Origin of the sequence: Roseimaritima multifibrata, from assembly GCF_007741495.1 — a bacterium.
Classification (GTDB): domain Bacteria; phylum Planctomycetota; class Planctomycetia; order Pirellulales; family Pirellulaceae; genus Roseimaritima; species Roseimaritima multifibrata.
On the sequence record NZ_CP036262.1, the window covers coordinates 3,424,787 to 3,448,510 of the forward strand.

At 53.7% G+C, this 23,724-nt stretch carries 16 protein-coding genes and 1 pseudogene; 9 read left to right on the top strand and 8 right to left on the bottom strand.

The genetic code is table 11. The annotated features are described in order from the left end of the window. Nucleotides 1-76: 76 nt before the first annotated feature. The 6 genes from FF011L_RS12450 (at nt 77) to FF011L_RS26280 (ending at nt 10,311) form a co-directional block, all read left to right on the top strand. Nucleotides 77-3,586, top strand: a complete 3,510-nt coding sequence (locus FF011L_RS12450; protein WP_145351977.1) for an ATP-binding cassette domain-containing protein — start codon at nt 77-79, stop codon at nt 3,584-3,586. A gap of 1,242 nt (nt 3,587-4,828) precedes the next feature. Then, nucleotides 4,829-5,470, top strand: a complete 642-nt coding sequence (locus FF011L_RS12455; RefSeq protein WP_145351978.1) for a PEP-CTERM sorting domain-containing protein — start codon at nt 4,829-4,831, stop codon at nt 5,468-5,470. Between the two features lie 123 nt (nt 5,471-5,593). Continuing rightward, nucleotides 5,594-6,871, top strand: a complete 1,278-nt coding sequence (locus FF011L_RS12460) for a hypothetical protein (RefSeq protein WP_145351979.1) — start codon at nt 5,594-5,596, stop codon at nt 6,869-6,871. 543 nt (nt 6,872-7,414) lie between these two features. Continuing rightward, a complete protein-coding gene (locus FF011L_RS12465) occupies nt 7,415-9,334 on the top strand; it encodes a PQQ-dependent sugar dehydrogenase (protein WP_145351980.1) in 1,920 nt (639 codons plus the stop codon). A 328-nt stretch (nt 9,335-9,662) separates the two neighbouring features. Continuing rightward, entirely contained in the window at nt 9,663-10,151 is a 489-nt protein-coding gene (locus FF011L_RS12470; protein WP_246109887.1) for a hypothetical protein, read from the top strand. A gap of 1 nt (nt 10,152) precedes the next feature. Next, nucleotides 10,153-10,311: a hypothetical protein gene (locus FF011L_RS26280; protein WP_218933170.1), complete on the top strand. Its 159-nt coding sequence runs from the start codon at nt 10,153-10,155 to the stop codon at nt 10,309-10,311. 739 nt (nt 10,312-11,050) lie between these two features. Here the strand turns inward: FF011L_RS26280 and FF011L_RS12475 are convergent. Together FF011L_RS12475 and FF011L_RS12480 are read right to left on the bottom strand one after the other, a co-directional pair. Beyond that, entirely contained in the window at nt 11,051-11,953 is a 903-nt protein-coding gene (locus FF011L_RS12475; protein WP_145351981.1) for a DUF547 domain-containing protein, read from the bottom strand. 43 nt (nt 11,954-11,996) lie between these two features. Beyond that, nucleotides 11,997-14,405 (bottom strand): NAD(P)-binding domain-containing protein, encoded by a 2,409-nt coding sequence (locus FF011L_RS12480; RefSeq protein ID WP_145351982.1) that lies wholly within the window; start codon nt 14,403-14,405, stop codon nt 11,997-11,999. Between the two features lie 244 nt (nt 14,406-14,649). Here FF011L_RS12480 and FF011L_RS27330 point away from each other — a divergent pair. Beyond that, nucleotides 14,650-15,105 (top strand): annotated as a pseudogene (locus tag FF011L_RS27330) (transposase); the annotation flags it as partial. Nucleotides 15,106-15,162: 57 nt separating this feature from the next. Here the strand turns inward: FF011L_RS27330 and FF011L_RS12485 are convergent. The 6 genes from FF011L_RS12485 to FF011L_RS12510 form a co-directional block, all read right to left on the bottom strand. Further along, nucleotides 15,163-16,077, bottom strand: coding sequence for an SDR family oxidoreductase (locus FF011L_RS12485; protein WP_145351983.1), 915 nt, complete (start codon nt 16,075-16,077; stop codon nt 15,163-15,165). A 46-nt stretch (nt 16,078-16,123) separates the two neighbouring features. Continuing rightward, a complete protein-coding gene (locus FF011L_RS12490) occupies nt 16,124-16,690 on the bottom strand; it encodes a type 1 glutamine amidotransferase domain-containing protein (protein WP_145351984.1) in 567 nt (188 codons plus the stop codon). Nucleotides 16,691-16,738: 48 nt separating this feature from the next. Then, nucleotides 16,739-18,112, bottom strand: coding sequence for an NAD-dependent succinate-semialdehyde dehydrogenase (locus FF011L_RS12495; protein ID WP_145351985.1), 1,374 nt, complete (start codon nt 18,110-18,112; stop codon nt 16,739-16,741). Between the two features lie 58 nt (nt 18,113-18,170). Then, the gene (locus tag FF011L_RS12500; RefSeq protein WP_145351986.1) at nt 18,171-18,941 is read right to left on the bottom strand and encodes an SDR family NAD(P)-dependent oxidoreductase; all 771 of its coding nucleotides are present in this window, start codon (nt 18,939-18,941) and stop codon (nt 18,171-18,173) included. A 4-nt stretch (nt 18,942-18,945) separates the two neighbouring features. Continuing rightward, nucleotides 18,946-19,215: a DUF1328 domain-containing protein gene (locus tag FF011L_RS27335; RefSeq protein ID WP_449314211.1), complete on the bottom strand. Its 270-nt coding sequence runs from the start codon at nt 19,213-19,215 to the stop codon at nt 18,946-18,948. Nucleotides 19,216-19,738: 523 nt separating this feature from the next. Continuing rightward, a complete protein-coding gene (locus tag FF011L_RS12510) occupies nt 19,739-20,224 on the bottom strand; it encodes a hypothetical protein (RefSeq protein WP_145351987.1) in 486 nt (161 codons plus the stop codon). 104 nt (nt 20,225-20,328) lie between these two features. Here FF011L_RS12510 and FF011L_RS12515 point away from each other — a divergent pair, with 104 nt between their 5' ends. Both FF011L_RS12515 and FF011L_RS12520 read left to right on the top strand, forming a co-directional pair. Beyond that, on the top strand, nt 20,329-21,624 hold the full coding sequence (locus FF011L_RS12515; RefSeq protein WP_145351988.1) for an AI-2E family transporter: 1,296 nt from the start codon (nt 20,329-20,331) through the stop codon (nt 21,622-21,624). 217 nt (nt 21,625-21,841) lie between these two features. After that, nucleotides 21,842-23,512, top strand: coding sequence for a COG1361 family protein (locus FF011L_RS12520; RefSeq protein ID WP_145351989.1), 1,671 nt, complete (start codon nt 21,842-21,844; stop codon nt 23,510-23,512). The last annotated feature ends 212 nt before the right edge of the window (nt 23,513-23,724 follow it).

The following is a 23,724-nucleotide window of genomic DNA, read 5'->3' on the forward strand; positions in this document are numbered from 1 at the left end:
CGTTTGCAATCACGCTTTAGAGGTAAACGAACGGTGTCCTCGTTGCAGCGCGCGAGCGAACGATCGACCGGCGGAGATGAACTGGCCGCGACCCAGCAATCACAGAATTGATATAGCCGAAGGTACGCGAACCTCATCGGAGTGGAATGCGTCGCGTTTATGCCGGCATCCCGGTTTGGATCGACCGCTGGAAGTGAACCAAGGTCGCGCTAGGCTGGTTTCGGAGCAAGACGTCAATTACGAAGGCGTTCTGGACGCCAACACGCGTGTTCTGTTGTGGTGTCCCCCCCATGATAATCGTCAACTTTACGTTCGTATCGTTCGCGAGATGCCCAGCGAAGATTCCTGGATGACCGTTCGCGGTAAAGTCACCAATCAAGACGTTCTGGCCGCCGGCGACTTGTTGACCATCGGACAATATGCCTGGGTATTGCATGTTTACGCAGAAGGCAACGGTGTTGGGTTGGAGCCCGTCGATCCGATGCATGGGGCTACGATTGAGTTTAACGATTTGCAAGTGGGCAATCGCTTAGACATCGATCACCTTGGCATCGGTGCGGGTGAATTGGTAGCGGTGACCGGCCCGAGTGGTGCCGGCAAATCCACGTTGATCACCGAGTTGGCAGGGCATCGGTGTGGTAGGGGCGAAGTTCGTATTGGCAACGTGTCTCGGAACGAGAGCCATGATCCCGCAATCTATCAAATCGCCTATGTGCCACAGCAAGACATCGTTCACGCTGACTTGACGATTGCGCAGCAGGTAATCGATTACGTCGGATTGACTTGTTCAGCACCCGCCAGCGACGAAGCCGAACGCGCTTTAAGGATGGTTGGGCTACGAGATTTGACGATGCGGTTTCCTGACCAAATTTCGGGCGGACAACTTCGACGGGCGCGCTTGGCCGCTGCGATCTCGCGCGGTCCGACCGTACTGGTGTTGGATGAACCCGATAGCGGGCTTGATCCCGCGACCGCAGCCCTCATCCGCGGCCTTTTAAAAACCTTTAGCTTACTGGGCATGACCGTCGTCACGATCACGCATCACTACCAAGAAATGACACTGTTTGATCGTGTTATTCGCTTGCAAGACGGCAGGGTGACGCAGAACCACGGCCCTGATCTGTCCTCCGGTGACTCAACAAATGGTCTCGATGTTTCCAATCAGAATGACGGGGACAATCGCCCATCCTGGTTGAGCCAGATGGCTCGGTTGGTGAAGCGAGAAGGTCGCTTTCTATGGCAAGGACAACTGCTGGATCGTCTCCAGCCCTTGCCGCCCGATACGTCAATCAAACGACGGGGGCAACGACGCTTAGTGGAAGTCGCTGGATTACTAACGCGACAGTTGATGATTCTTACTGTTTGGATGCCGTTGCTTTTTGCGATCAGCGTTGCAGTTGCATCGCCGACCGTTGAGAACGGATTACGATCACATTTGGTTGGCTTTCTGTCAGTGCTTTCTGTCATCTGGATGGCCGCCAGTGCATCGCATCTGTCGTTCACGTCCACTTTCAAGCGAACCCAATTTGAACGATTGCAAGGCTTGAACGCCTACTCGCTATTGCTCGCCAAAACGATCGTGTTGTCATTTGTAGGAATTGTCCAAACGTCAATCTACCTTTGCTCTTTGATTCTGATTCGCCATGCTGTCCTTGGTGAACCTGCGTTCTATGGCAAGCTTGATACGGGCGATGGGGTTGGCGTGGTTGCGATTCATGAACGTTTCTTCGATCAACTAGATGAGCACGTTTGGTACGTCTATGGAGTGCTGATCCTGGTCGCGGTGGCTGCAACTCAATTGGGTTTGCTGATTTCGGCGGCGTCGCGCGGCCGTTCTCGAGTGGCGGCCGTTGTCCTTCCATTGGTGATGATGTTTCAAATTGTTTTTTCGCCGTTTGTAATACGCGCGGACCAAAGCAAGCTACCGGCAGAGGACGTCTACGCGGGGTTCTGGTGGCATAAAGACTGTGAAGGAATCGCTGGTTGCCCGTCTAGATTGATTCAATATCAAGCGTCTGGGCGGTATCTTTGCTCGTTGTGCGAGGAACGAGCCGAGGATGGAGATTCATCTGAATTGGATGATCGCGATATTTCCGATCGGATCGCAGACAATTCTCAGGTGCCGTCCCGGTTCGCCACAGGGATCTCACTGGCGTCGTTGACTCGGCACGCGGACCTGGCGACGCGTCCGTTTCTGGGAGCATCGAATACTGAACAAGACGAAATTAATCAAAAAGCGGATGTGGCGTTCTGGGAGATTTACCTTGCTGACCTCACAGCCAAATTTGGTTGGGGAACCTTGCTGGGCATGGCGATCGCATTTCATACAGCGACCTTGCTGTTGAGCGGTTCGATTCGCATGCCCAGATTCCGAGCCAAGAAAAGCAGCAGGGCAACAATCATTTACTTGGTTTTATGCTTTGGAGCGTGTGGGGGCGGATCCTTGGGGTTTGCCCAAGAGGTATCGGATCAATCCGTCCTGCCAAATCTCGAAAAGGAAACGATTAGACTGCCTGTGCGAGATGGGAAGTACGATGCCTCCTCCATTGGCCAACTGAGTCATCAGGCAGAAACCGATACCAAAACTGCCGTTTGGATTCCCTTAACAGAGAAAACGAAAGCCGGGCTGTGGTTACTGAAGTTGGCTGGCACGATCAAAGACTACCAGGTGAGTGACCGAGAAATTCGTTTGTCGATTCCATCGGGTGACGACGCTGGCAAGGATTGGTCTGATGTTCGTAAAGCGCTTTTTCCACCGCAACTGATTGGTGTGGATGAGATCGGCGAGCATCGTCAATTGGTAATTTTGATTCACGGGCTCGAAGGCGGTCGTTCCACCTACCGCTATTTAAAGCCGATGCTTGTTGAGGCCGGTTGGTACCCCCTTGAGATGGTCTATCCCAATGATGGTGGGATCAAAGAACCGGCCGAGTTTTTGCGAGATCAGATTCGCGAGATAGCTGTATCACACCCGAACTGCCGAATTGCGTTGATCTCTCATTCCATGGGTGGGCTGGTGGCTTGGTCCGCGCTGAGCCGTGAAGCACCCACGGTTGTGACCGATTTGTTTACATTGGGAACGCCATACGCCGGTTCATGCATGGCTCATTTTCAATCCGACTTGGAACTTGTTGATGTGGCAGCCCGCTTTCTAGCATTTGACCGAGCCAGTTGGGAGATAGAACGCGACGGTTCGGGGGAAGCAATCGAAGTGCTGCGACCAGATAGCGTCTTGCGAAGGGAATGTTTGGCAAATGAGTTGCCGTCTCATGTTCGCGTTCATATCGCCGCAGGTAATAGTGGTCCTATCCAATCGAGTGATCGCCAGCGTTGGACGTCTGGACTGCAACGACGCATTGAATTGGAATCGACCCCACCAAGATTGGTGGAAGACTTTAAAGTCTTGTTGGAAGCAGAGGAAATGTTGGACGGTTTAGGCGACGGTGCCGTCACCGTCGCCAGTGCAATGGCAGCCCCTCGATTCGACAGCCGAAAGGTGTTCCGTGTCTCGCACACCGGACTGCTGCGAGTCGACCGCAACGACGATATCAAACAGTGGCTGATCGACCTGCTTGGCAGTCGTTGATAGCTCGCGTTTACAGACATGAAATGGTTGGCAGTCTATGGACGCGTTGGACGCTCGTGTAATCTGCGAGTTCAAGACGGAGCCAAGCATCCGGCACAGACGAAAGAAGCAAGAAGTGAAACCCTGTCAGATCCGTATTAGTCAACCAGTTGTAGGCTGGCACACCATCGAAAGATAGCGCAGCAACCCAAGGCAGCAATCGCGAAGTCGGGCAACGTTGGCTCGAACGGATTTGGACAATCATAGCGACGTTCTCAGAACACGCCCAATCGCTACTGGATGTTCTGCGGAGTTCGCTGCATCACCTCTTTCGCGGCGAGCATCCACCGACCTAACTTCCCAGTGGTCTGAATCGATCGTCTTTCCAAGTCAGCTGTCTCAATGTTCGCGCCGAGCTGTGAACCGTTGCTTTTCAGGGGCATGGCAGGGGAAAAGCTGCTTTTTCCATCCTACGGCTACGGCTACGGCGAGGCTTTAGGCTGCCCCTGGTTCACCATCCCCCTCACAATCGCCAGTAGGTCACCGCGTTGGCTTTCATTCAACTTGTGCCACGCTGTCAGTAGGTCGTCGGTTTGAACCTCTCCCTGCACCGATGACACCGCCCAGGACACCGTCGATTCTGATTGGCCGTTATTTCCTAGCGTTTCAGCAGGTTGTGAGAGTCCTGCCGGGGAAGCTGATTTGAAATTGCGAAAGCTCTCGCAAACCAGTTAACGCCCGCGGTCGCATGTCGACCAGCGGGCGTTTTTTGTTTTCGCCCTATTTCTGGCGGTGTTACTGGTGCCACGGCCTTCGAACCCTGAGTTCTCGGTTTCGCGGCGAGAGTCCGGACTGACAAACTCGACCTCTCTGGTTCGCCTCACGCCCCAAAGACTCCGTGCGAGAACTCTCTGGATCTCTACCCGCGACAGTGCTGTGGCTCACGCCGCTCGAATTGGTTTGCGAGCCGGTTTGCGTGGTGGCGTGCTCTTCGGCGCAGCCAGCGAAGCGGTCGGGAAAAAACAAATCTAAGTAAAACTGCAGCCGAAGGTTCTCGGTGTCCTCCTCGGGGGAGCGGAGGAATCTCACTATCTATCAGGCGAAATCCCACGTCCTTAAACGGCCGTAGGCTGCTTTTGACCGATTCTCGGGGGATTGATCAGCGAATCCCGAAAAAATTGTGAGATGGTTTCGTCCTGGTAAGTGGAACCCTCGACGGTCAACTTACCGAAACCCAAATCCCAAAGCCAATCAAGATCCGCCATGCTTCAAAATCGTTTTACCATCATGTTCGAAATCGCCTTCGTCTTTGCCGCGGTCTCATTCGCCCCAAATTCCAGCGAGGCGGCCCTTGTGATCGATATTCAAGAAATCGGCAGCGACGTCGTAGCGACTGGGTCAGGAACTGCAAACCTCGCGGGACTGTCTTTTAATTTTGATGGGGGTGGGACCGCGTACATGGAACCATCGTCTACGGATATCCAGATAGGTGGACCGAATATGGTTGATTGGTATTCAGCGACCCTAGAGCCCACTAGTTTTGGAACAGGTATGCCATCGGTTCCCGATCTAATTACAGGGCCAAGGTGGGGAGTTGCCAATGGATATCTGTTGGTACCAAAGGACTATGCGTCAGGAACTTTTCTATCCAGCACTTCCACGTGGAACAACACGACCCTCGCGGATCTTGGTGTCACGTCAGGAACCTACACTTGGACTTGGGGGGCGGGAAGCGATCAGGACTCGTTGACCCTAAATGCTGGCGGCACCACCGCAGTTCCCGAACCGTCTTCATTACTTTTGATGGGGCTCGCATGCGGTGGCTTAATGTACCGCCGAAAGTCGCATCGTGAGCTGAAAAACAGGCGGCGATTCCTGCGGAACCCATCACGCATCCATCCTTGATCGCTGCCGAATTCAAAATCCTGGCACACGATATTTAACAATTTCTCGGACCTCCTCTTTGTCGCCTGCATTCTTGCCTGAGCAGGCGAATTTCAATATTTTCTATTGGTAGAGAAAGAAACCTTGATAAGCAAAACTTTTTCTGGGCTGCTGCTTGGCATTTTGATAGTCGCCTTTCAGGTTTTCGGGGACGGTGCATCCGCGAGAGAACCTCAAGACCAAAGTACTGCAGGCCAAAGTGCTCAAGACAGCGCCTTGCCCGCAGACTGGATTCTGGCGGCAGAGGCAAGCTCGGGACTCTATTTCCTCGGCCTGAACCGAACAGATGGAATTCAAGCGAACGCCGTTAATAGCCTTCGTGGCTCTTTCAAGCCAGGAAAGCCTAAGCTCAACCGAGCTTACAAAGAAATCTTCAATGTGGCAGGCGAGCATTTTAAGGCAATCGAATCGTTGGACTCCACTGAGGAAGAAAACGTTTGGAAGGCAAAGATGGAAGTGCTGGAACTGTTAAGCGATAGCTCTGATACGCAAGTTCTTCAATCCTTCGTAAACGCGGCGCAATCCGCTACAAATCTGGGTCTGGCAATTATTGAAGTCAATAAAGCGAGAAAGGAATTGACAAAAGTCTGGCGTGAAAGGGTCTTGCCCGCGATCCAGCATTTCAGCGGCAGTGAATCGGAAAGCCCACTTATTGATGTGAATGTTGGTTTTCTTCGCCGATCGGTTTGGGGGATGACGAAGAACGTTTCTGGCAAAGACTTAAACAACGTAACGCTCAACCTGCAGATTGTACAAAGCAACAAATATCAGCTGCCCGAACGAGTCTATTTCATTCGATCTTGGCGAGCTGGCGAGACGATCTACCTGAATCCATTTACGGGCCACGTCATTCTGACACCGGACTCCGATGCGAAACCGATGAACAACGCGGTTGTTCATTTCAACGTTTGGTCGGACGAAGGCTCGAATTCTAACCAGCCGGCTAAGATCGTTGCTGGGTATGGTGTTCGGGATCCGTTTGTCAATAAATTGGTTCGACCAAATCAGAAATTCGTAAGCGTTTCCGATGACGAAATATTGGTGTTGTCGCTGACTCGCGTCGGTCCGACTAGAAATGGGACTCGCGCAATTCGGGCAACGATGCAAGTCACTTCGCTGAAGAACAAGAAGAAGTCAACGACGACACTTCAGGGGGCGTGGACGGAGAATAGGAAGTCGATGAACGGGGCCCATCCTGACACCGTCTACTTCACATTGGTGGGACCTTCAAGCAATAACGCTCGCAGGAAAAACCCTCGAACTTTTTCTCCAAGGCAGAATGCTACGACGTTCAGATGGACCAGTGACGGTTGCAAAATTAATTGGAATGGCAGGAGCCACGTCTTCGTGCCTGTTCCATAATCGGAGGAACGCTTTCATCCCTGTTTTTGTAAGTGGGGGCTTTTGAAATTTAGTGGCTGATCGGTCGTAACCAACTAGGAACGGTTCATCTGTCTAGCGAATTTTTGATCTCTCCCACCGGCGTACAGCCGCAATGGCCACAGGAGATCATTCGTCCTGAACAAAATCACGTGGTGCCCGCTGGCGTTTCCGTGTTCGACGTTGTTGTACCTTGTCCCAAAGCTCTTTGGTGACCCGCGGGGTACGAACATTGTCAGATTCTTGCTCGTCGCTCTGGTAAGATTGACGCTTGGCGTTCTGCTTTTGACGAGAGTTCTGGCTGCCTGATAATCGATCATCCCAGCCAGTTAGCCAGTTAGCCAGTTAGCCAGTTCGTTGTTGTTGGCGGTTGTTTTTCGGTGGATAATGGTCGCGTCCGACGAAATGGGCCCTCGCCACTCGTGTCGCCCGAGATCCGTTCTCCGATAGCAGGATCTCCCAATATCAGGGGCTTGCCCCGGTTCGCTGGTCTCCTTCATCCTTTTCCTCTGTGCGGTGTTTTGTATGAGCTTTTTGAAATGTGTTGGCAAATGCACCGCCGTGTTTGCCTTGACGTCTGTGGTCAGTGTCACTAGTTCTGCGTTCGCGCAGACGGGCGTCAATCAACTTAGCGAAGCCGAAAAACGGAGTGGATGGACTTTACTGTTCGATGGAAATTCCGTTGATGGCTGGCGAAACTATCAACAGGACTCCATCATCAAGGGCTGGAAAGTCGTCGACGGGGCCTTGGTCCGCTCTGCAAAGGGCGCCGGCGACATCGTCACCAAGGAAAGCTACGACGCGTTTGAATTGCTGCTGGATTACAAGATCAGCCCCGAGGGAAACAGCGGCCTGATGTTTCATGTGACTGAAGACAATCCCAAACCATGGCAAAGCGGCCCCGAAATTCAGATTCAAGACAACGTGGACGGACATGATCCACAAAAGGCCGGCTGGCTGTATCAGTTGTATCGGCCGACGGTGCCGAATTGGGTGCAAGACAAGACGCTGGTCGATTCGTCACGTCCGGCCGGACAATGGAACCAAATCTATTTGCGGATTGCGCCACAGGGCTGCGAAGTCTGCTTGAACGGTGTCCGTTATTTCAGGTTCAATGTGGGCGATAAAGATTGGAATCAAAAGGTCGCGTCAAGCAAGTTCGCGAAGTTCAAAGCGTTTGGCAAAGCAGGCAACGGACATATTTGTTTGCAAGACCACGGCGATGAAGTTGCGTTTCGCAATATCAAAGTACGCCGCATCGCCAAAGACGGTAGCGTCCCCCAACCCATTGACGGCAAGCTTGACCTAAACCGTGAACTCGCCTTTCCCAAATTGGAGTGGGACCAAAGAGAAGCCGTTGACGAAAACGGAAAACTCCAGGCGCTGCGCATCATCGAATTGACGTACGCCAAAGACGACAGCAATCGGCTGTTCGCCGCGTCGCAGCATGGTGAGATCTGGACCTTCGATAATAACCCTGACGTCACCAAGTCCCATCTCGTGATGGACATGCGATCCGAAGTGGCCGCTTGGGATAGCGGTGGTGGCAATGAGCAAGGCCTTTTGGGGCTGGCAATGCACCCTGAATTCAAATCGAATCAAAAGTTCTATCTCTACTACTCGGACGCCGACAACGCTCGATCCGTGGTTAGCGAATTTACGATGTCCAAAGATGATCCAAACAAAGCCAATGCAAAGTCCGAACGTGTGGTGATGGAAATCGCACAGCCGTACAAGAATCACAACGGTGGCAGTATCGAATTTGGTCCCGATGGTTACCTGTACATTGGGCTGGGTGATGGTGGCGACCGCAACGACCCCAAAGCATCGGGGCAAGATCTTTCGCAGTTGCTCGGTTCGATCTTGCGTATCGATGTCGATCATCCCGAAGGGGATAAGAACTACGGTATTCCTAGCGACAATCCGTTTGTTAAAACGACAGGAGCACGACCGGAGATTTACGCGTTTGGATTACGCAATCCCTGGCGACTTGCCTTCGACCGCCAGACGGGCGACCTGTGGATGGGGGATGTCGGCCAAGAGCTCTGGGAAGAGATCAATGTAATTACCAAAGGGGGCAACTACGGCTGGAGCAGTCGCGAGGGAACCAATAGTTTTGGAAACCGTCCCGTCGTCGCCGGCATCAGTGACCCGATTGACCCGGTGTGGCAATACGATCACCGCATCGGCCGGTCGGTGACCGGCGGCCGCGTGTATCGAAACAAGCGTCTGCCGCAGCTGGATGGCAAGTACCTGTATGCCGATTACGTGACCGGCGTGGTCTGGGCGTTGTCATTCGATCCCGCAACTAAACGGGTGACCGCGAACGAACAAGTGATCCCCGAAGGCACTCAAGTCCTAGCGTTTGGCGAAGATCAAACGGGTGAAATCTATTACTGCACCGAAAGCACCCGCGGCGACTGTATTTACCGATTCGCACAGTAGGTTGAACCCAATCGTTGGGGCGAGTTTCATTTTCGATCGTGGAGGAGCTCGATATTGTCAAGTTCGTTTGAGCCGCCGGGTGGTAGTCTGGGTTTAGATACAGGTTCGGCATATAAGGGAACGTAGACAGCAAGGAACCGGGGCTATCGCCCAAACGGCTCAGTTGGTTGGAGACAGCAAGCAACCGGGGCTATCGCCCATGCGGTTCAGTTGTTGGAGACAGCGAGAATTCAGGAACCGGGGCTATCGCCCAAACTGCTCATTTGTTGGAGACACCAAGCAACCGGGGCTATCGCCCAAACGGTTCGGTTTTTTTGGAGAGAGGGCAATGGAAATACATGATGAACCTGTTGGTTTTTTTATTACGTGGACTGTTTATGGCACCTTCCTGCAAGGCGATTCGCGATGGTGGAGAAAACGAGACGTTGGGGAGCGTCCGCCACAGCCACTTCTGGAACAATGGCATCGAGATCGACTGACGCATGATGTCATACTTCTCAACGACGACCATCGTAAAAGTGTGGAATCCGAAGTTGGATTCCATTGTCAGAACCGCGGTTGGAAGCTTTGGGTTGTTAACCCACGAACCAACCATGTTCACGTCGTGGTGACGGCTCCAGGATTTGCAGGAGATAAAGTTCGTAATCAATTGAAAGCGAACTGCACTCGAGGGATACGAGAGATTGACGATCGCTTTGTTGATCGTCCGGTCTGGTCCATAAAAGGTGATGTCGAATTTCTGAAGACGGACGATGACCTGGAACGAGTGATTCTGTACGCGAGCGAGGCACAGGACCGCATGGAGCGAGGAAAATGATATGAGCCGTTTGGGCGATAGCCCCGGTTTTGTCAGCCGGGATTTAGGAACCGGGGCTATCGCCCAAACGGTTCGTTTGTTGGAGGTTTTTGTAAGCCAGGATTCAGGAACCGGGGCTATCGCCCAAACGGGTCGTTTGTTGGCGGTTTTTGTCAGCTAGGATTCAGGAACCGGGGCTATCGCCCAAACGGTTCGTTTGTTGGCGGTTTTTGTCAGTCAGGATTTAGGAACCGGGGCTATCGCCCAAACGGCTCGTTTGTTGGCGGTTTTTGTCAGCCGGGATTTTGGAACCGGGGCTATCGCCCAAACGGCTCATTGGTTGGAGGCAGGCAGGATGTAGATTAACACAATGACCAATAGCTGACTCAGCGCGAAAATCTGAAAGCGACGGGCGAGAAAAGGACGTTTTGAATCCTGGTGAGGTTGATGATTTGCACATCGACGCGTTGGCTTATGTCTTTCAGAGACGTGTTCGCCGGAGGTGAGTTTTGGTTTTTCGCGTGTTTGGCGTTTTTCGCGGTTGTTCCTCCTGCAGAATGATTGTCCGTCTGATTGATGAACCGCGAAAGAGACGAAATACGCGAAAGCAGTTATCGGGAAGGGGCGCGTGAATCGTTGAAAGATGATCTCCGTGAGGACAGACTCTGTTCTCCGAGTTCTTTCAATTTTGTCAGGGCAATCGATGGCGAGACCATCATGGATGAAGTTAGTCTTTTGGGATCACTGGGACTCCTTCCTGCTTCTAAAACCGAACCGACCTTTCACGATTGCCTAAGAGGGCATCTGCGGTAAATGGACTGTGAAGTTAGCTTGCCGGGGCTGTGATGTTTTCTCCAAGACGTACACGTCCGTGAGCTAGCTGTCGCCGCGTGTGAACGAAGCACTCTTGCTTTGCTTTGTTATTCGTTGGGGATGGAACCTGACCCGAATTGTCCTTTTTTGCTTGGTGGTTTTGGCGCGGCGGAGCCGGGGGGAGATTGTGAGTTTAGCGACCAATCGTAGTCTAGAAATGCGACGGATGTTTCGTTGCGCGAAGCTCGGAGTATTGCTTGCTTGGTCGTCTCGTCTTGGACTCGGTTGGCTAGCCATGGCAGGTAGCCGCCGACTTGGTCCCAGTCGGTGCCGTACCAGTCCAGCAGCGGACTCAACTTGAGTGTGTCGCTGGGCGCGTCATACGTTACGTATTTCGTTTGGTTTGCGAACTGGATACTTTGGTCCTCTAGTTGTTTTGTTAAACGCGTTCCTGCATAGGCTTCGGCTCGGATCGCTGGGCAGCTTTTGGCTGCGCAAACTAAGGCGACGTGTATCCGGGGCTCATTGAATCGCTTTCGGATCAATTCGTGCTCGATCTGGTTTAGACTGAGCGTCTGGCCGTGCAGGATGTGTTCTTTCAGATCAAAGAAGTCGATACCCTCGCCTTGATAATTCATCACCGAATCACGAATCTTGTGGGTGATGACACCATTGATGACAAACGCATTGTAGGCATTGCACAACAGTGCCAACTGATCCGCCGACGTGGTCAGCTTTCCGGGGTCGGCTTCGGAGAGCTGTCGCAAGTAAGTGCGGAAAATGTGATCGCGAGCGATTCCGTCGTAGTCTACCAAGCCGTTCTCTACGTACGTCTTGAGTAGGTAATCCCATAACGCGTGGTCGACGCCCGATGCATCGGGATGCGGCGTCGGCTTGGTCGTCAACTGCACCTCATGGAACGCTTTGGCTGCGACGACGATCGGCACGGAGAACGAAACGATCGCTAACCAGAAAAAGGGACCGTAATAGGAAACGCTCTTTTTATTCATTGGATTGTTCCTGCATTTAGCTACTGTTTGTTGTGGTTTGGCGTCATCGGGCTACTTCACGTTTGCGAGGTTTAGCCAATGGAGGATCGACGATCGGAAGCGATGGGGTTGCTTTCTGTTTCGCGATAGGTAGATCACCTAGATGCAGAATCTCCATCGGGCAGCGGACAATACACTCATTGCAGCCGACGCATGGCGAATCTTTTAGAGTGATCGGTTCCCCTTTTAACGCGCTCGATTTGATGTCGATGCCCATTTGGCAGTACTGATTGCAAACGTTGCAATCGATGCACTTACCTTTCTCGGGAGTGATTTTGAACTGCGACCAGCGTCCCCAAAAGTTCATCCAAAACGCCAGCGGGCACCACATCCGGCACCATACTCGTTGTCCGAGAAATGGATACAAGCCAATCGCGACCGCTCCAGCCAAAGCCGTTCCAACCCACAAGTTGTATTGGCCCAGCGGTCCCTCAAATCCGTACAGATCGGCGATCGTTGCAGCGGTCGCTAACGCGATGAAGATGAACCCCATCCGCTCCATCTTGCGGGGCATATCCCCTTTGGGCCCGCGATGGCGAAAACCATTGCCGACGGTTTCCGCGAGCGCACCACACGAGCAGATGTACGAACAGTAAATCTTCCCCCAGCGAATCGTCACCAGCGGGATGACGATGAAGGTGAGCACGGCAGCCCAAACCACACCCACGACGGCAACGGTATGCCACCAGGCGGGATCGCCGGGACCGACCGCTGGATCGACATTAAAAGCACCCATGTTCAATGGCCAGGCATTCAGCGATCGAGTGAGCAACGGTGTCCACGGATTGCGACCAATGAACACAGCTAGAAAGGTCGGAATCCCCCACCATAAAGTCCACTGCGTCGCGATGATCGTCAGGTTCCGACGCCAGATGAGTCGGTGATTCGTCTTGATCGCCCAGTACAAACCGAACCCCGCGATCGCCGAGAAGTAAACCAGATAGTAGAACCCATACGCGTTGCTGAAGTACTTGGGGACAATGTTGTACATCCAAGTAAAGCCTGGCACGAAATAGGGGCCAGCGCCTGCTGCCGATGGATCGAGTGTGAGTACGCTGGGGGCAACGAGCGATCCTGCATACAGCAAGCCACCGACGATCAGCATCGGGGTGGAGTAGGGGATGTTGAACAGGGCAGCATGCCCACGCGCCTGCATGTTTCCGTTGATCAGTTTTAACGCCAGCAGCGCAAGCCAAGCGATCGGCAGGACCGTTCCTAGCAGAAACGCAGCAAATCCCAGTTGAGTCGACCCGATGAGTGACTCCATCCCCGGCACCAACAGTTTGCCCTCTGCCGCCGCATCGGAGTGAAGCACAAAGTTTTTAGAGTAGAAGTAGACAAAAATGCCGACCAGCAATCCGGCGATCGACAAAGCGAATCGTTTAGCGGTCCAGACGCCGTCAAGTTCCAGCCCCATATCCATCAGGAAATCGACAGGTGGAAGCGTCCCAATTTGCACGATCACATGGTCGTTTGCTAATGTTCGCAATTGCCCATCGATTTCGATGTCTACTTGGTCGTCATGGATCGCTTTCAGGTTGCTCCGGTAGAGGATTTTGAGCTGACCATCACGTTCAGCCTGTTCAACCAACCGGCGGTTTTCTTCCTTGGATCGAAAGAGGTCATCGCCGCGATAGGAAAGCGTGACACGATTGTGCGGCATCAACAACAGGGCTGCTTCGATCGCTGAGTTCCCGCCGCCAACGATCACGATGTCGGCATCGTTGTAGTCTTCCGGAGTGTGGAGCCGGTAGGTAACTTTTTCAGCGTTGTCTGAACCGGGACAATCGAGCAATCGAGCTTGTCCTTGGCGCCCCACCGCGACCAGGACCTGCTGCGTCGGAAACGATTTACCGGATTTTGTCTCGACCTGGAACTGCCGCTCGCCAATTTTTCGAACTCGCTTAACTTCCGTCTCTTCCTTGATGTGCAATTGGTTCTCGGCAACCAAACGATTGACGCGGTGGAGAAACTCGTCTTTGTCCAAATCTTCATCGAACTCAAGTTTGCTTTCGTTGCGAACGAATTGGGGCTCGGCGTAGACCTTTTTGCCGGGCGGAAAGCTGCGGACCGTGCTGGCAACTTTGTTGCGTTCCAGCACGACATACTTCAGCCCGCGCTCTTGCGCTTCCATCGCTGCGGACAATCCGGCGGGCCCCGCACCGATGATGACAAGGTCTAGGCGACCATCCTCCGCTTGGGAACTCCCATCGAACTTCATCTTCGCGATGACGCTGGCACCCTGATTCGCGGCCACCTTGACCAGCGGCAACCCCGTGACGTCGCCAATCACGTAGATGCCTTTGACGCTGGATTCGAAACGTCCATTAACGATCGGGAGGATTTCCTGCGGTGGGACCGTGGAAAAATAGGACTTCGGCTTGCGGTCCGCTGTGGGGGCTTTCACAGACATCGTACCTCCATGTACGCATCGATTGGTTTCCCGAAATTTGAACGAGGCTTAGGATTCCTGTCTGAGGTTAGCGGGAATCCCAAGCTAGGTTTTGGATTATGGGATTTTCTCGGTCGCTGTCTGTGAAGTGGCTCACCGATAGGTGACTATGTGCAGCACATCGATGCGTCACACCGTGAACATCTCGCCCCGCACCGTGAAGCTACGCTGTAGCGAATCCGACAACGCGACATGGTCGTTTTAGCTCCACAAAACGACCAATGTTCTCGAGGAGATGCCCAAGAGCGTTCAGCGCCAAAGCGAAGGGGGCTTGCTTGAGATCTGGCAAGCCGAACCGAACGAGGACGCCGACAGAGCATTTGAAGTCTCTATTGAAGAATTCGGAGCCGAGTCCGCTGCCGCTTGCGAGTGCTTGAGAAAAGACCGCGACGTTCTGCTGGTGTTCTAAGATTTCGCAGCCGAGCATTGGAGCCACCTGCGAACGACTAACCCATTCGAATCCACGGTTGCGGCAACCCGCGTGCGTCATCGCAAAACCCAAGGGAACGGCACTAGGCGTGCAAGCCTCACGATGATGTTCAAACTTGCAGAATCCGGCTTCAAGAAATGGAGACTCCTGAACTGCCACCATCGACTCGCATTCGTCATTGAAGGACGGTTCTTCAAAGCCGGAATCCTGCAGGATGAAATCGCCGCCTAATTCAAAAATTCAAAACACAACATTTGACAATCGCTCCGGATTGGGGTGATCGATTCATCAAACGGGGGTCATTCCACCCGTGCAGCCATAGACTTCGGCTGTGACGTAGCTCGCTTCTGGACTAGCCAACCAGACGTACATCGGAGCCAGTTCGGCTGGTTGCGCCGGTCGCTCAAACAGAGTGTTTGCTCCAAAATTTTCGAACTTGTCTTTCGGCATCGAACCGGGGATGAACGGTGTCCATACGGGACCGGGAGCGACCGCATTGACGCGAATGCCCCGTTCCATAGCGAGCTTTGCCATCGCTTTGGTCATTCCGATCATCGCTGACTTCGTCATCGCGTATGGCAGCAAGTACGGTGACGGGTTGTAGCCCTGAATCGAGACCGTATTGATGATGCTGCCTCCGGGGGGCAACCGATCCATTGCCGCACGCGACAACCAAAACGGTGCGTAAACGTTTGTCTTGAATATTCGGTCAAAGACTTCGGTTGAAAAATCCTCGAGCGTTTCCTCAACGACTTGGAAAGCCGCGTTGTTGACCAGGATGTCCAGCGATCCAAGCCGGTCGCACGATTGTTCAATCAATTCCTCGCAAAACGACTCTTCACGCAGATCGCCGGCGATGACGACGGCTTTGCTTCCGGCCGCTTCGACAAGTGTCTTCGTTTCAGCCGCATCACTTTCCTCCGTCAAAAAGTTGATGACGACGTTGGCCCCTTCACGGGCATACGCTACCGCGATCGCGCGGCCAATGCCGCTGTCGGCTCCGGTCACGACTGCGTTCAATCCTTTCAATTTCCCTGAACCGCGGTAGTTCTGTTCGCCGTGATCGGGTTTCGGTTTCATGTTCGCGGTCGATCCAGGCATTGCAAATGGCTCTTGCTGCGGGAACGGCGGCTTTGCGAACGCTTCACGGGGATCGACCAATTCTACATCGGGAAGGGTCTGCGTTTCTTGTATGGTATCCATCGAATTGTTTCCTTTGTTTCTCTTGGTTGAATTCGTCGTTCCGGGCTCAGACGGTTTGCTGCGCGTGCTTCCCTTCGGCGATCTCTTCGATCACCTTCTCGCAGAACGCTGGCAAGTCGTCTGGGTTGCGACTAGTCACGAGGCCCTGGTCGCATACACATTGTTCGTTCACCCAATCGGCACCAGCGTTGACCAGATCCGTTTTTAAGCTGGGCCATGAGGTCACACGCCGGCCTCGGACCGCGCCGGCTTCGATCAACGTCCACGGTCCGTGGCAGATCGCTGCGACGGGCTTAAGCTGTTTGAAGAAATCGCGAACGAAATCGACGGCCTCGTCATTAACTCGAAGGGCGTCCGGGTTGAAGACTCCGCCGGGCAGTACCAAAGCATCGAAGTCCGATGCACTGACATCACCGACGCAGGAGTCGACATCAAATTGTTCACCTTTTTCGTCGTGGTGGACCCCTTGGACTTTGCCGGAATGGATTGATACCAGCCTGACCGTTGCCCCGGCAGCTTTGACGGCGTCCCAGGATTTGGTCAGTTCGACCTGTTCAAAACCATCGGTCACGAGGAACGCGACGGTTTTGTTGCTGAGTTTGGAATGCGACATGAAAGGTCTCCGTGAGTGATTTGTGAAGGAAAAGGCGTGACGATCCCGCTAGGTCTTTGGCCCGAGGTGGATCAGTTTTTTGTTGACGAATTCAAGGATCCCGAGGTGTGATAGTTCTCGTCCGTAACCCGAGTTCTTGATTCCACCGAACGGGAGTTCGGCCTGCGAATTGGTCGGTTGGTTGATGAACACCATTCCGGTTTCAATTCGTTCGGCGACACGTCGGCCTCGTTCGACATCGGTGGTGTAGACGCTGCCACCGAGTCCATACGAAGAGTCGTTTGCCAACTCAATCGCTGCTTCTTCATCTTTAACCACGTAGACCGTTGCGACCGGGCCAAAAAGCTCTTGGTCGTAGGTCGGCATGTCGGGTGTCACGTCGGTCAGGATGGTCGGATTAAAGAACGCACCTTCACGGTTCGGTCGATCGCCTCCAAGCAAGACGGTTGCTCCCGCGTCGATCGTGGCTTGAACCTGATCCAGTAATTGAACTGCCGCACCTTCGGTCGACCACGGAGCGAGCGTGGTGTCGTCGTCCATCGGATCGCCCATTTTCATTTCCGACATCGCTTGCTTGAATTGCTCTAGGAATTCATCCGCGATCGATTCGACGACAATAAAACGTTTGGCAGCAACACAGGATTGACCGGCGTTGACCATGCGGCCCTCAACAGCAAGCTTGACCGCTTTCGTTAGGTCGGCATCGTCCAGCACGATGAATGCGTCGTTGCCGCCCAACTCCAACACGGATCGCTTCAGATTTTTCCCAGCCAATGCCGCGACCGCCGCGCCGGCTTTTTCGCTGCCGGTTAACGACACGCCTTGCACTCGAGAGTCGGCGACAATCGGATCGACGAACTCGCTAGGGATAAATAGATTCGTGTAGACGCCCTCGGGTAGACCGCTTTCTGCGAACAGGTTCGCGATGGCATCGGCACACTGCGGGACGTTGCTGGCGTGTTTGACCATCACCGTGTTACCTGCCATGATGTTTGGCGCGGCGAACCGTGTGACCTGATAGAACGGAAAATTCCAAGGCATCACACCGATTAAAACGCCGATCGGTTCAAAGTGGATGTAGGCGTCCGCCTGGACGTCCTTCATCGGCTGGTCAGCCAGGAACCGCTCGGCACCGTTCGCGTAGAATTCAGCGATCTCAGCACAAAATTCGATTTCTTTGCGGCTTTCAGAAATTCGTTTTCCCATGTCGCGGGTAATCAGGCGGGCGAATTCGTCGACCCGTTCACGCAATTGATGGGCGAAATTCAAGATGATTCGTTTTCGATGATCGATGCTGGTTTTTCGCCAGGATCGGTAGCCGTCGTCGGCCGTCGCGATCAAGTCGGTAACCTGATCCTTGGAAAGAGGTTCAAACGTCTCGAGCGTCTCGTTTGTGGCCGGATTGATGCTGGTGATGGTCATGATTTGGCTCCTGTAGCCCCATTTCAGAAAAAAGGTCGTGGTAGATCGGCACGCGAAGTTACGCGCCTTGGATTTTGCCGATTAGCTTTCGTGTCGCGAAACGCGGCAGCACGCTGCTCCCGATCACCATCAAGCGGTTCTTCCAACCGGGAATGACGACGTCTTCGTTATTGCGGAAGCCTTCGTATCCGGCCTTGGCGACGACGTCGGCGGACATGGTCTGCGAGGAAAACATGGATAGCTTGCCCATGCCCGAATCGTCGCCGAAATCCGATTCGGTCGCACCTGGTTCCAAGCAGGTCACGTGTAAATCAGTGTCGGCAAGCTCTTCGCGAATCGCTTCCGTGAAAGACAACACGTAAGCCTTGCTGGCGTAGTAGACCGCCATATTCGGACCGGCCTGGTAGGCCGCGATGGAACCGACGTTTAGAACTCCGCCGGAATTCCGTCGGACCATGCCCGGCAACATCTTTCGCGTCAGGCGAGTCAAGGCAACAATGTTGACCATCAACATGTCCGTTTGCCGTTCGACCGAGAGATCAGCAAGTTTGCCGAGTGCTCCGAAGCCCGCGTTATTAACGATAGTGTCGATCTGAAGGCCGCGATCTTCAATGCGGTCACACAACCGATCGACTTGGTCGATCTTCGAGAGGTCACTCGGAATCACCGTTGCGGTGACGCGATGCTTCTGCCGAAGGTCATTCGCCAATTCGTTCAGCTTATCTTCGCTGCGAGCGGTGAGGACAAGGTCATCCCCACCAGCCGCAAATAGCTTGGCGAGTTCCAAGCCGATGCCGGACGATGCGCCGGTAACGAGAGTGATTGGCATCTTCTTAGACCGTCGTGCCGCGACGGCCGGTGATTAGACCGATGACAAACAGCACCAGGAATACAAAGAATAGCACCTTGGCGATCATCGCAGCGGTACCGCCGATGACGCCAAAACCAAGAGCACCAGCAATCAATGCGATAATCAAAAAAGTCAAAGACCAGCCTAACACAGCAATCTCCAGAAAAGTAAGGACGTTCGCGGAGTCTTGAACGCCAAGACCCCGGTGAGTATCTGAAATGAAGATGCATTTGGCATGCCAAACTTTTGCCAAAGATCGATCGAGTTGGAACCACGGTGTTGGGTGGTTAACTATTAAAACGTGTGTCGCGCCGCGATGCCTGATTACCGCCCATACTGGTCCTTCAGCGATCGATGATTGATCGGATCATGGAGTCACGTCAAAGAAACGCCTTCGGTCTTCGATGATCGCGCCGCCTGATCTTTGTTTGCATGAATCAATGTTGGTTCATTTCAAGCACGATCCGTTACGTCACCTCTCCCACTAATTTAGTAGCGGTCGCAATTCGCCAAAAATCTTGTGATTCGCTCGCCGACCATCGGTTGAATTCGAGGAGAGCGTTGACACCATCGACCGAAGCGGTCTTCCCAATTCTCTTCGAGCCGAGATACGCGCATTCGAAATTCGGTCTTCTTTCCGTTTCCGATTGCACAGGAGAACCGCGCACCGTCAATTCGGCGGTTCGGCTGGACTTGTGTCTTTGTTCCGGCTGCAGCGTATGATCGGTTCATTTCGCCGGACATCTTGTCTATGGAGTGCTAAGCACGCCGGATCATTATTGCAACGCTCGCGTCGAGTCCTTGCTGCCATGACCGCGTTTCCTTGCCGGTGGCGATTCTTCTAAGCGGTGTGGATCGCAGTTGAGCGGCGGTATTTGAAGGTATGCGTACGCTTGACGCGTCGCATCCGTGGTCGTTGAACCTGCCGAGGCGGCGGCCCCAGGACCGGAAGGAGCAACTGATGCCACACCATCGATGTCGGACGACACCGCTTTGCTGACCGTATCGCCGACTGAAGCTGCGGCATCTTTGGTCGATTCCCAAGGCGAGTTGCAAGCATCGCCCGTCGCGTCAGCGGCGTTAGACGCTTTCGCTTTCGCTTTCGCTTTCGCTTTCGCTTTCGCCTTGTCCATCGTCGATGGCTCGGCTTGGCTGATAGTCCGGTAGCTTTCCGGGACAACAATCGATGATCCGTTTTCACTAACGCGATTGTCAAAGGGCCGCGTGGCAACGGTCAACGTCGGCATCAAGCCACGGGACAAGCCGGTTTCATTGTTTTTTGGGGGGAAGCTAACTCGCGTAAGTTAGGGTCGCGCGACATCCGCGACGGGCGCGTGTGGACGATGCAACCAATGTGGCAAGCGGCATGACGATTGCGTCGATCCTTTGTGAAGTCACGAAAACTCTCTTCACCACGGTCGGGGACATGCGGATGAGCGACAGCAGCAATCGACTTGTGGGGGCAACCGATCCTTCAGTGAATCGACGGGTTTCGATGGAACGAGTCCGGGTGAGGGAAACTGATCGGGAAAGAGCGGATGACGCACCGGATCGGTACCTGAGAGCTAGCACCACGTTCATCGCAGCAGTACTGGCACTCGGCGTCCTGAACATAGCGTCCGATTTATTCGTGCCGATTGTTGTCGCGTTGCTTGCGTATCTATCGCTTCGGCCGTTCGTGGCTATGCTTTGCCGACACCACATTCCGCAGGCTGCCGCAAGTGGAGTGGTCATCACGGGTTTGTTTTTCACGCTTGGCATCGTCACCTCGCTACTGTACTCGCCGGCGCAACAGTGGATGCGCGCCGCGCCTGAAGATTTGGTGAAGGTTCGCGATAAGTTTCGCGAAATCGCTCCGCCATTGACGGCAATTGACCGGGCTGACGAAGTAATCGGTAAAGCGACCACTCCCGTCCACGATGGAAAAGCAGAGGTTACCGTGGAAGTTGAAAAACCCTCCATGGTCGACGAATCGGTTTTGATCAATCAAACCGGCCAGTGGTTGGCGTTTATCGCTGCCATCGCGGTGTTGACGTTCTTTATGCTTTCGACCGGCGACGACTTGCTAAATCGGATGTTGGGAGTCTTGCCAGACGCATCGACTCGCGACGACGTGCTCGAAAAGATCGCTGACATTCAGCACAGCGTCGGGAAGTACCTTGCGCAAATTACCTGTATCAACATCGGACTGGGGATCGCCGTCACGTTGGTGATGTGGTTGTTGGGGATGCCGACACCAGTGCTGTGGGGAGTCATAGCAACACTGTTCAATTTCATCCCCTATGTTGGTCCGTTGGCGGCCACCGTGATCGTTTTTCTGGCAGCTTCTAGTTCGTTCGACACGATCGGACGTGCCATTCTCATCGCTTTGGCGTTTTGGTTGACGACCGCGGTCGAAGGTCAATTCATCACCCCTTCGATTTTGGGCAAGACACTAAAAGCCGGTCCCGTTGTGGTGTTGATCGCGGTCGCATTCTGGGGATTCCTGTGGGGATTGCCGGGTGTGTTCTTAGCGGTGCCGTTGCTGATCGTGCAACGCAAAGTCCTAGCCAGTTTTAGTGCCACCTATCCACTTGCCGCGGTGCTCGGCGAAGACCCCTGTCGTCCCGACGAAGTTTGCGAACCGGTGAAAGAGGATCAACCGATCGCAGAGTTGGCGTAGCGGTTTTCGCCAGCCTGCCGACTGACAGTCTCGTGAATGTTTCACCGACAAAAGCAAGCCTCTTCGTTGATTTCAATTTGTAGTTGTTCATTTTCCGTGTAGCAATTTTCAATTGCTACGCCACGCAAAACGGAGACTATTGGAACACCTTTTGCGTCCACCCCGAGCAGATAAGTTACTTTCCATTTCGTTCCTCTCTACACCAGAGTAACCTTCCATGCGTTCCTTTTTTCGCCACCTGACCCTTGGCTGCGGACTCGCCGCCGCCTGTTTTGCCTCCCAAGCCCAAGCCGATGAAATCCGCACCGGTGATGGACTGATTTCGCTTTCCGCCGAGATGCCCGACGAAGTTCGTATCGGAGAATCGTTCGAGTACGAAGTGAAATTGTCCAACGCATCCGACAACGTAGTCCTGCACGACATCAAGCTTGAGCAACGTAAGACGAAAGGCTTGAGCATCGAATCGGTTTCGATGAAGAACCAGGGCAAGCAAAACGACAGTAAGAAAGAGTCGACCGAGTCATCTTCGTCTAGCAAAGAGATGACCGTTTCAACATTGAAACCGGGTGACAGTCGAACGTTCTTGGTCAAAGCGACCGCGGATGAAGAAGGCAAGCTGCATAGTTGCCTTGAAATCGCTAGCTATACGCCGGCCGTTTGCCTTACCAGCCAAGTTGTGAAACCGCAACTTGAACTGACCAAGGTCGCACCCGAACAAGCCAACCGATGTAGCATGATCGAGTTGGAATATGCGCTTAAGAATGGAGGCAGCGGCGACGTTGGTCCCGTGAAGGTGACCGATTCGCTTGGCGAACATCTCGCCACGATCGAGGGCAACAGCGAGCTGAGTTTCGAAGTCGACGGCTTGGCCGCCGGCGAGACTCGCGAATTTGTCGCACGTGTCTACGCCCAAAAACCTGGAGAATTCTCAAGCCGCGCCGAAGCTACTGCAACGAACAGTGAACTTTCATCGCGTAGCAAAGAAACCACCACGAAAGTGATCTCGGCCGACTTGGCCGCCAAACTTAACGGGCCTAACCGTTTGTATGGTAACGAACTGGCGACCTTTACCGGCGAAGTCACCAACACCGGAAACGTCGCCGCCGAAGACGTCCGCGTCAAAGTGATCGTGCCCGCTAAGTCGAACCTAGTCGACATCAGCGAACCTTCGATGCGGCAAAAGTCGCCGAGCGAAGATGACTCGAAGGAGTCAAGCAAAAACGATGGCAACAATCAACCGACGATGGCATCCAAGCAGGGCGAAAACTCGTCCGCCAACGGAAACAGCGACAGCGAACAGTCGCAGAAGTCTGAAATGGAAATGACGGAAAAAGAGCTCACGATCGCACGATTGGAACCTGGTCAAACGGCAACTTTCGACTACGCCGTGCGAGCCGGTGACATTCAAGAGATTCCGAGCAAAATCGTGGCAACATACGTTTGCACCGTGGACTCAGCCGAGGATCAAACCAAGTCAACCGCTCGTGCTCAGTCAATGGCTGTGGCAACGGTGAAGGTTGTCCGGTTGCCAGCGATGCAGTTAATGGTTGTTGACGATGAAGACCCTGTGATCAAGGGCGACCAGGTCGTTTACACCATCCGCGTTTGGAACGAAGGGGACGCGCCGGATAACAACGTAAAACTGATCGCAGAATTGCCAGAAGGTTTGGAATTCGTCTCGGCCGATGGCCCAACCGAGAACAGTCAGGATGGAGCGACCATTCAATTCGATCCGATCAAGACGATGGAACCGGGCGACCGCGCGGACTACAAGGTGACGGCCAAGTGCCAAGGTAACAAAAGTGTACGCTTCGCTGCGAAGCTGACCAGCAAGAAGTTGCCTGCGGAAGTTTCTGCCGAAGAACCAACCCGCCTGTTTAAGCGATAGATGCATCACTCGCGTGTCCCGCCATCGATGGCGGAACTCGCCTCCTAATTTCAAGAGCCCGTCCGACCAAGTCGGGCGGGCTTTTCTGTTTGCCCAGCGAAGCTGGCAAACCCAGTCGATGCTTTCCACCGACCAAGCCCTGTTCACGGGGAATTGAATCCGATTCGCAAGGGTTCCGTGGGTGACTGCGGGTCTGAAGGAAGCGATAGGAA

What these genes read in the sequence shown, in the direction of transcription:
- FF011L_RS12450 (WP_145351977.1), top strand. Translation starts at nt 77, where the DNA reads ATGAACTGGCCGCGACCCAGCAATCACAGAATTGATATAGCCGAAGGT.
- FF011L_RS12455 (WP_145351978.1), top strand. Translation starts at nt 4,829, where the DNA reads ATGCTTCAAAATCGTTTTACCATCATGTTCGAAATCGCCTTCGTCTTT.
- FF011L_RS12465 (WP_145351980.1), top strand. Translation starts at nt 7,415, where the DNA reads ATGAGCTTTTTGAAATGTGTTGGCAAATGCACCGCCGTGTTTGCCTTG.
- FF011L_RS12470 (WP_246109887.1), top strand. Translation starts at nt 9,663, where the DNA reads ATGGAAATACATGATGAACCTGTTGGTTTTTTTATTACGTGGACTGTT.
- FF011L_RS26280 (WP_218933170.1), top strand. Translation starts at nt 10,153, where the DNA reads ATGAGCCGTTTGGGCGATAGCCCCGGTTTTGTCAGCCGGGATTTAGGA.
- FF011L_RS12475 (WP_145351981.1), bottom strand. Translation starts at nt 11,953, where the DNA reads ATGAATAAAAAGAGCGTTTCCTATTACGGTCCCTTTTTCTGGTTAGCG.
- FF011L_RS12480 (WP_145351982.1), bottom strand. Translation starts at nt 14,405, where the DNA reads ATGTCTGTGAAAGCCCCCACAGCGGACCGCAAGCCGAAGTCCTATTTT.
- FF011L_RS12485 (WP_145351983.1), bottom strand. Translation starts at nt 16,077, where the DNA reads ATGGATACCATACAAGAAACGCAGACCCTTCCCGATGTAGAATTGGTC.
- FF011L_RS12490 (WP_145351984.1), bottom strand. Translation starts at nt 16,690, where the DNA reads ATGTCGCATTCCAAACTCAGCAACAAAACCGTCGCGTTCCTCGTGACC.
- FF011L_RS12495 (WP_145351985.1), bottom strand. Translation starts at nt 18,112, where the DNA reads ATGACCATCACCAGCATCAATCCGGCCACAAACGAGACGCTCGAGACG.
- FF011L_RS12500 (WP_145351986.1), bottom strand. Translation starts at nt 18,941, where the DNA reads ATGCCAATCACTCTCGTTACCGGCGCATCGTCCGGCATCGGCTTGGAA.
- FF011L_RS12515 (WP_145351988.1), top strand. Translation starts at nt 20,329, where the DNA reads ATGACGATTGCGTCGATCCTTTGTGAAGTCACGAAAACTCTCTTCACC.
- FF011L_RS12520 (WP_145351989.1), top strand. Translation starts at nt 21,842, where the DNA reads ATGCGTTCCTTTTTTCGCCACCTGACCCTTGGCTGCGGACTCGCCGCC.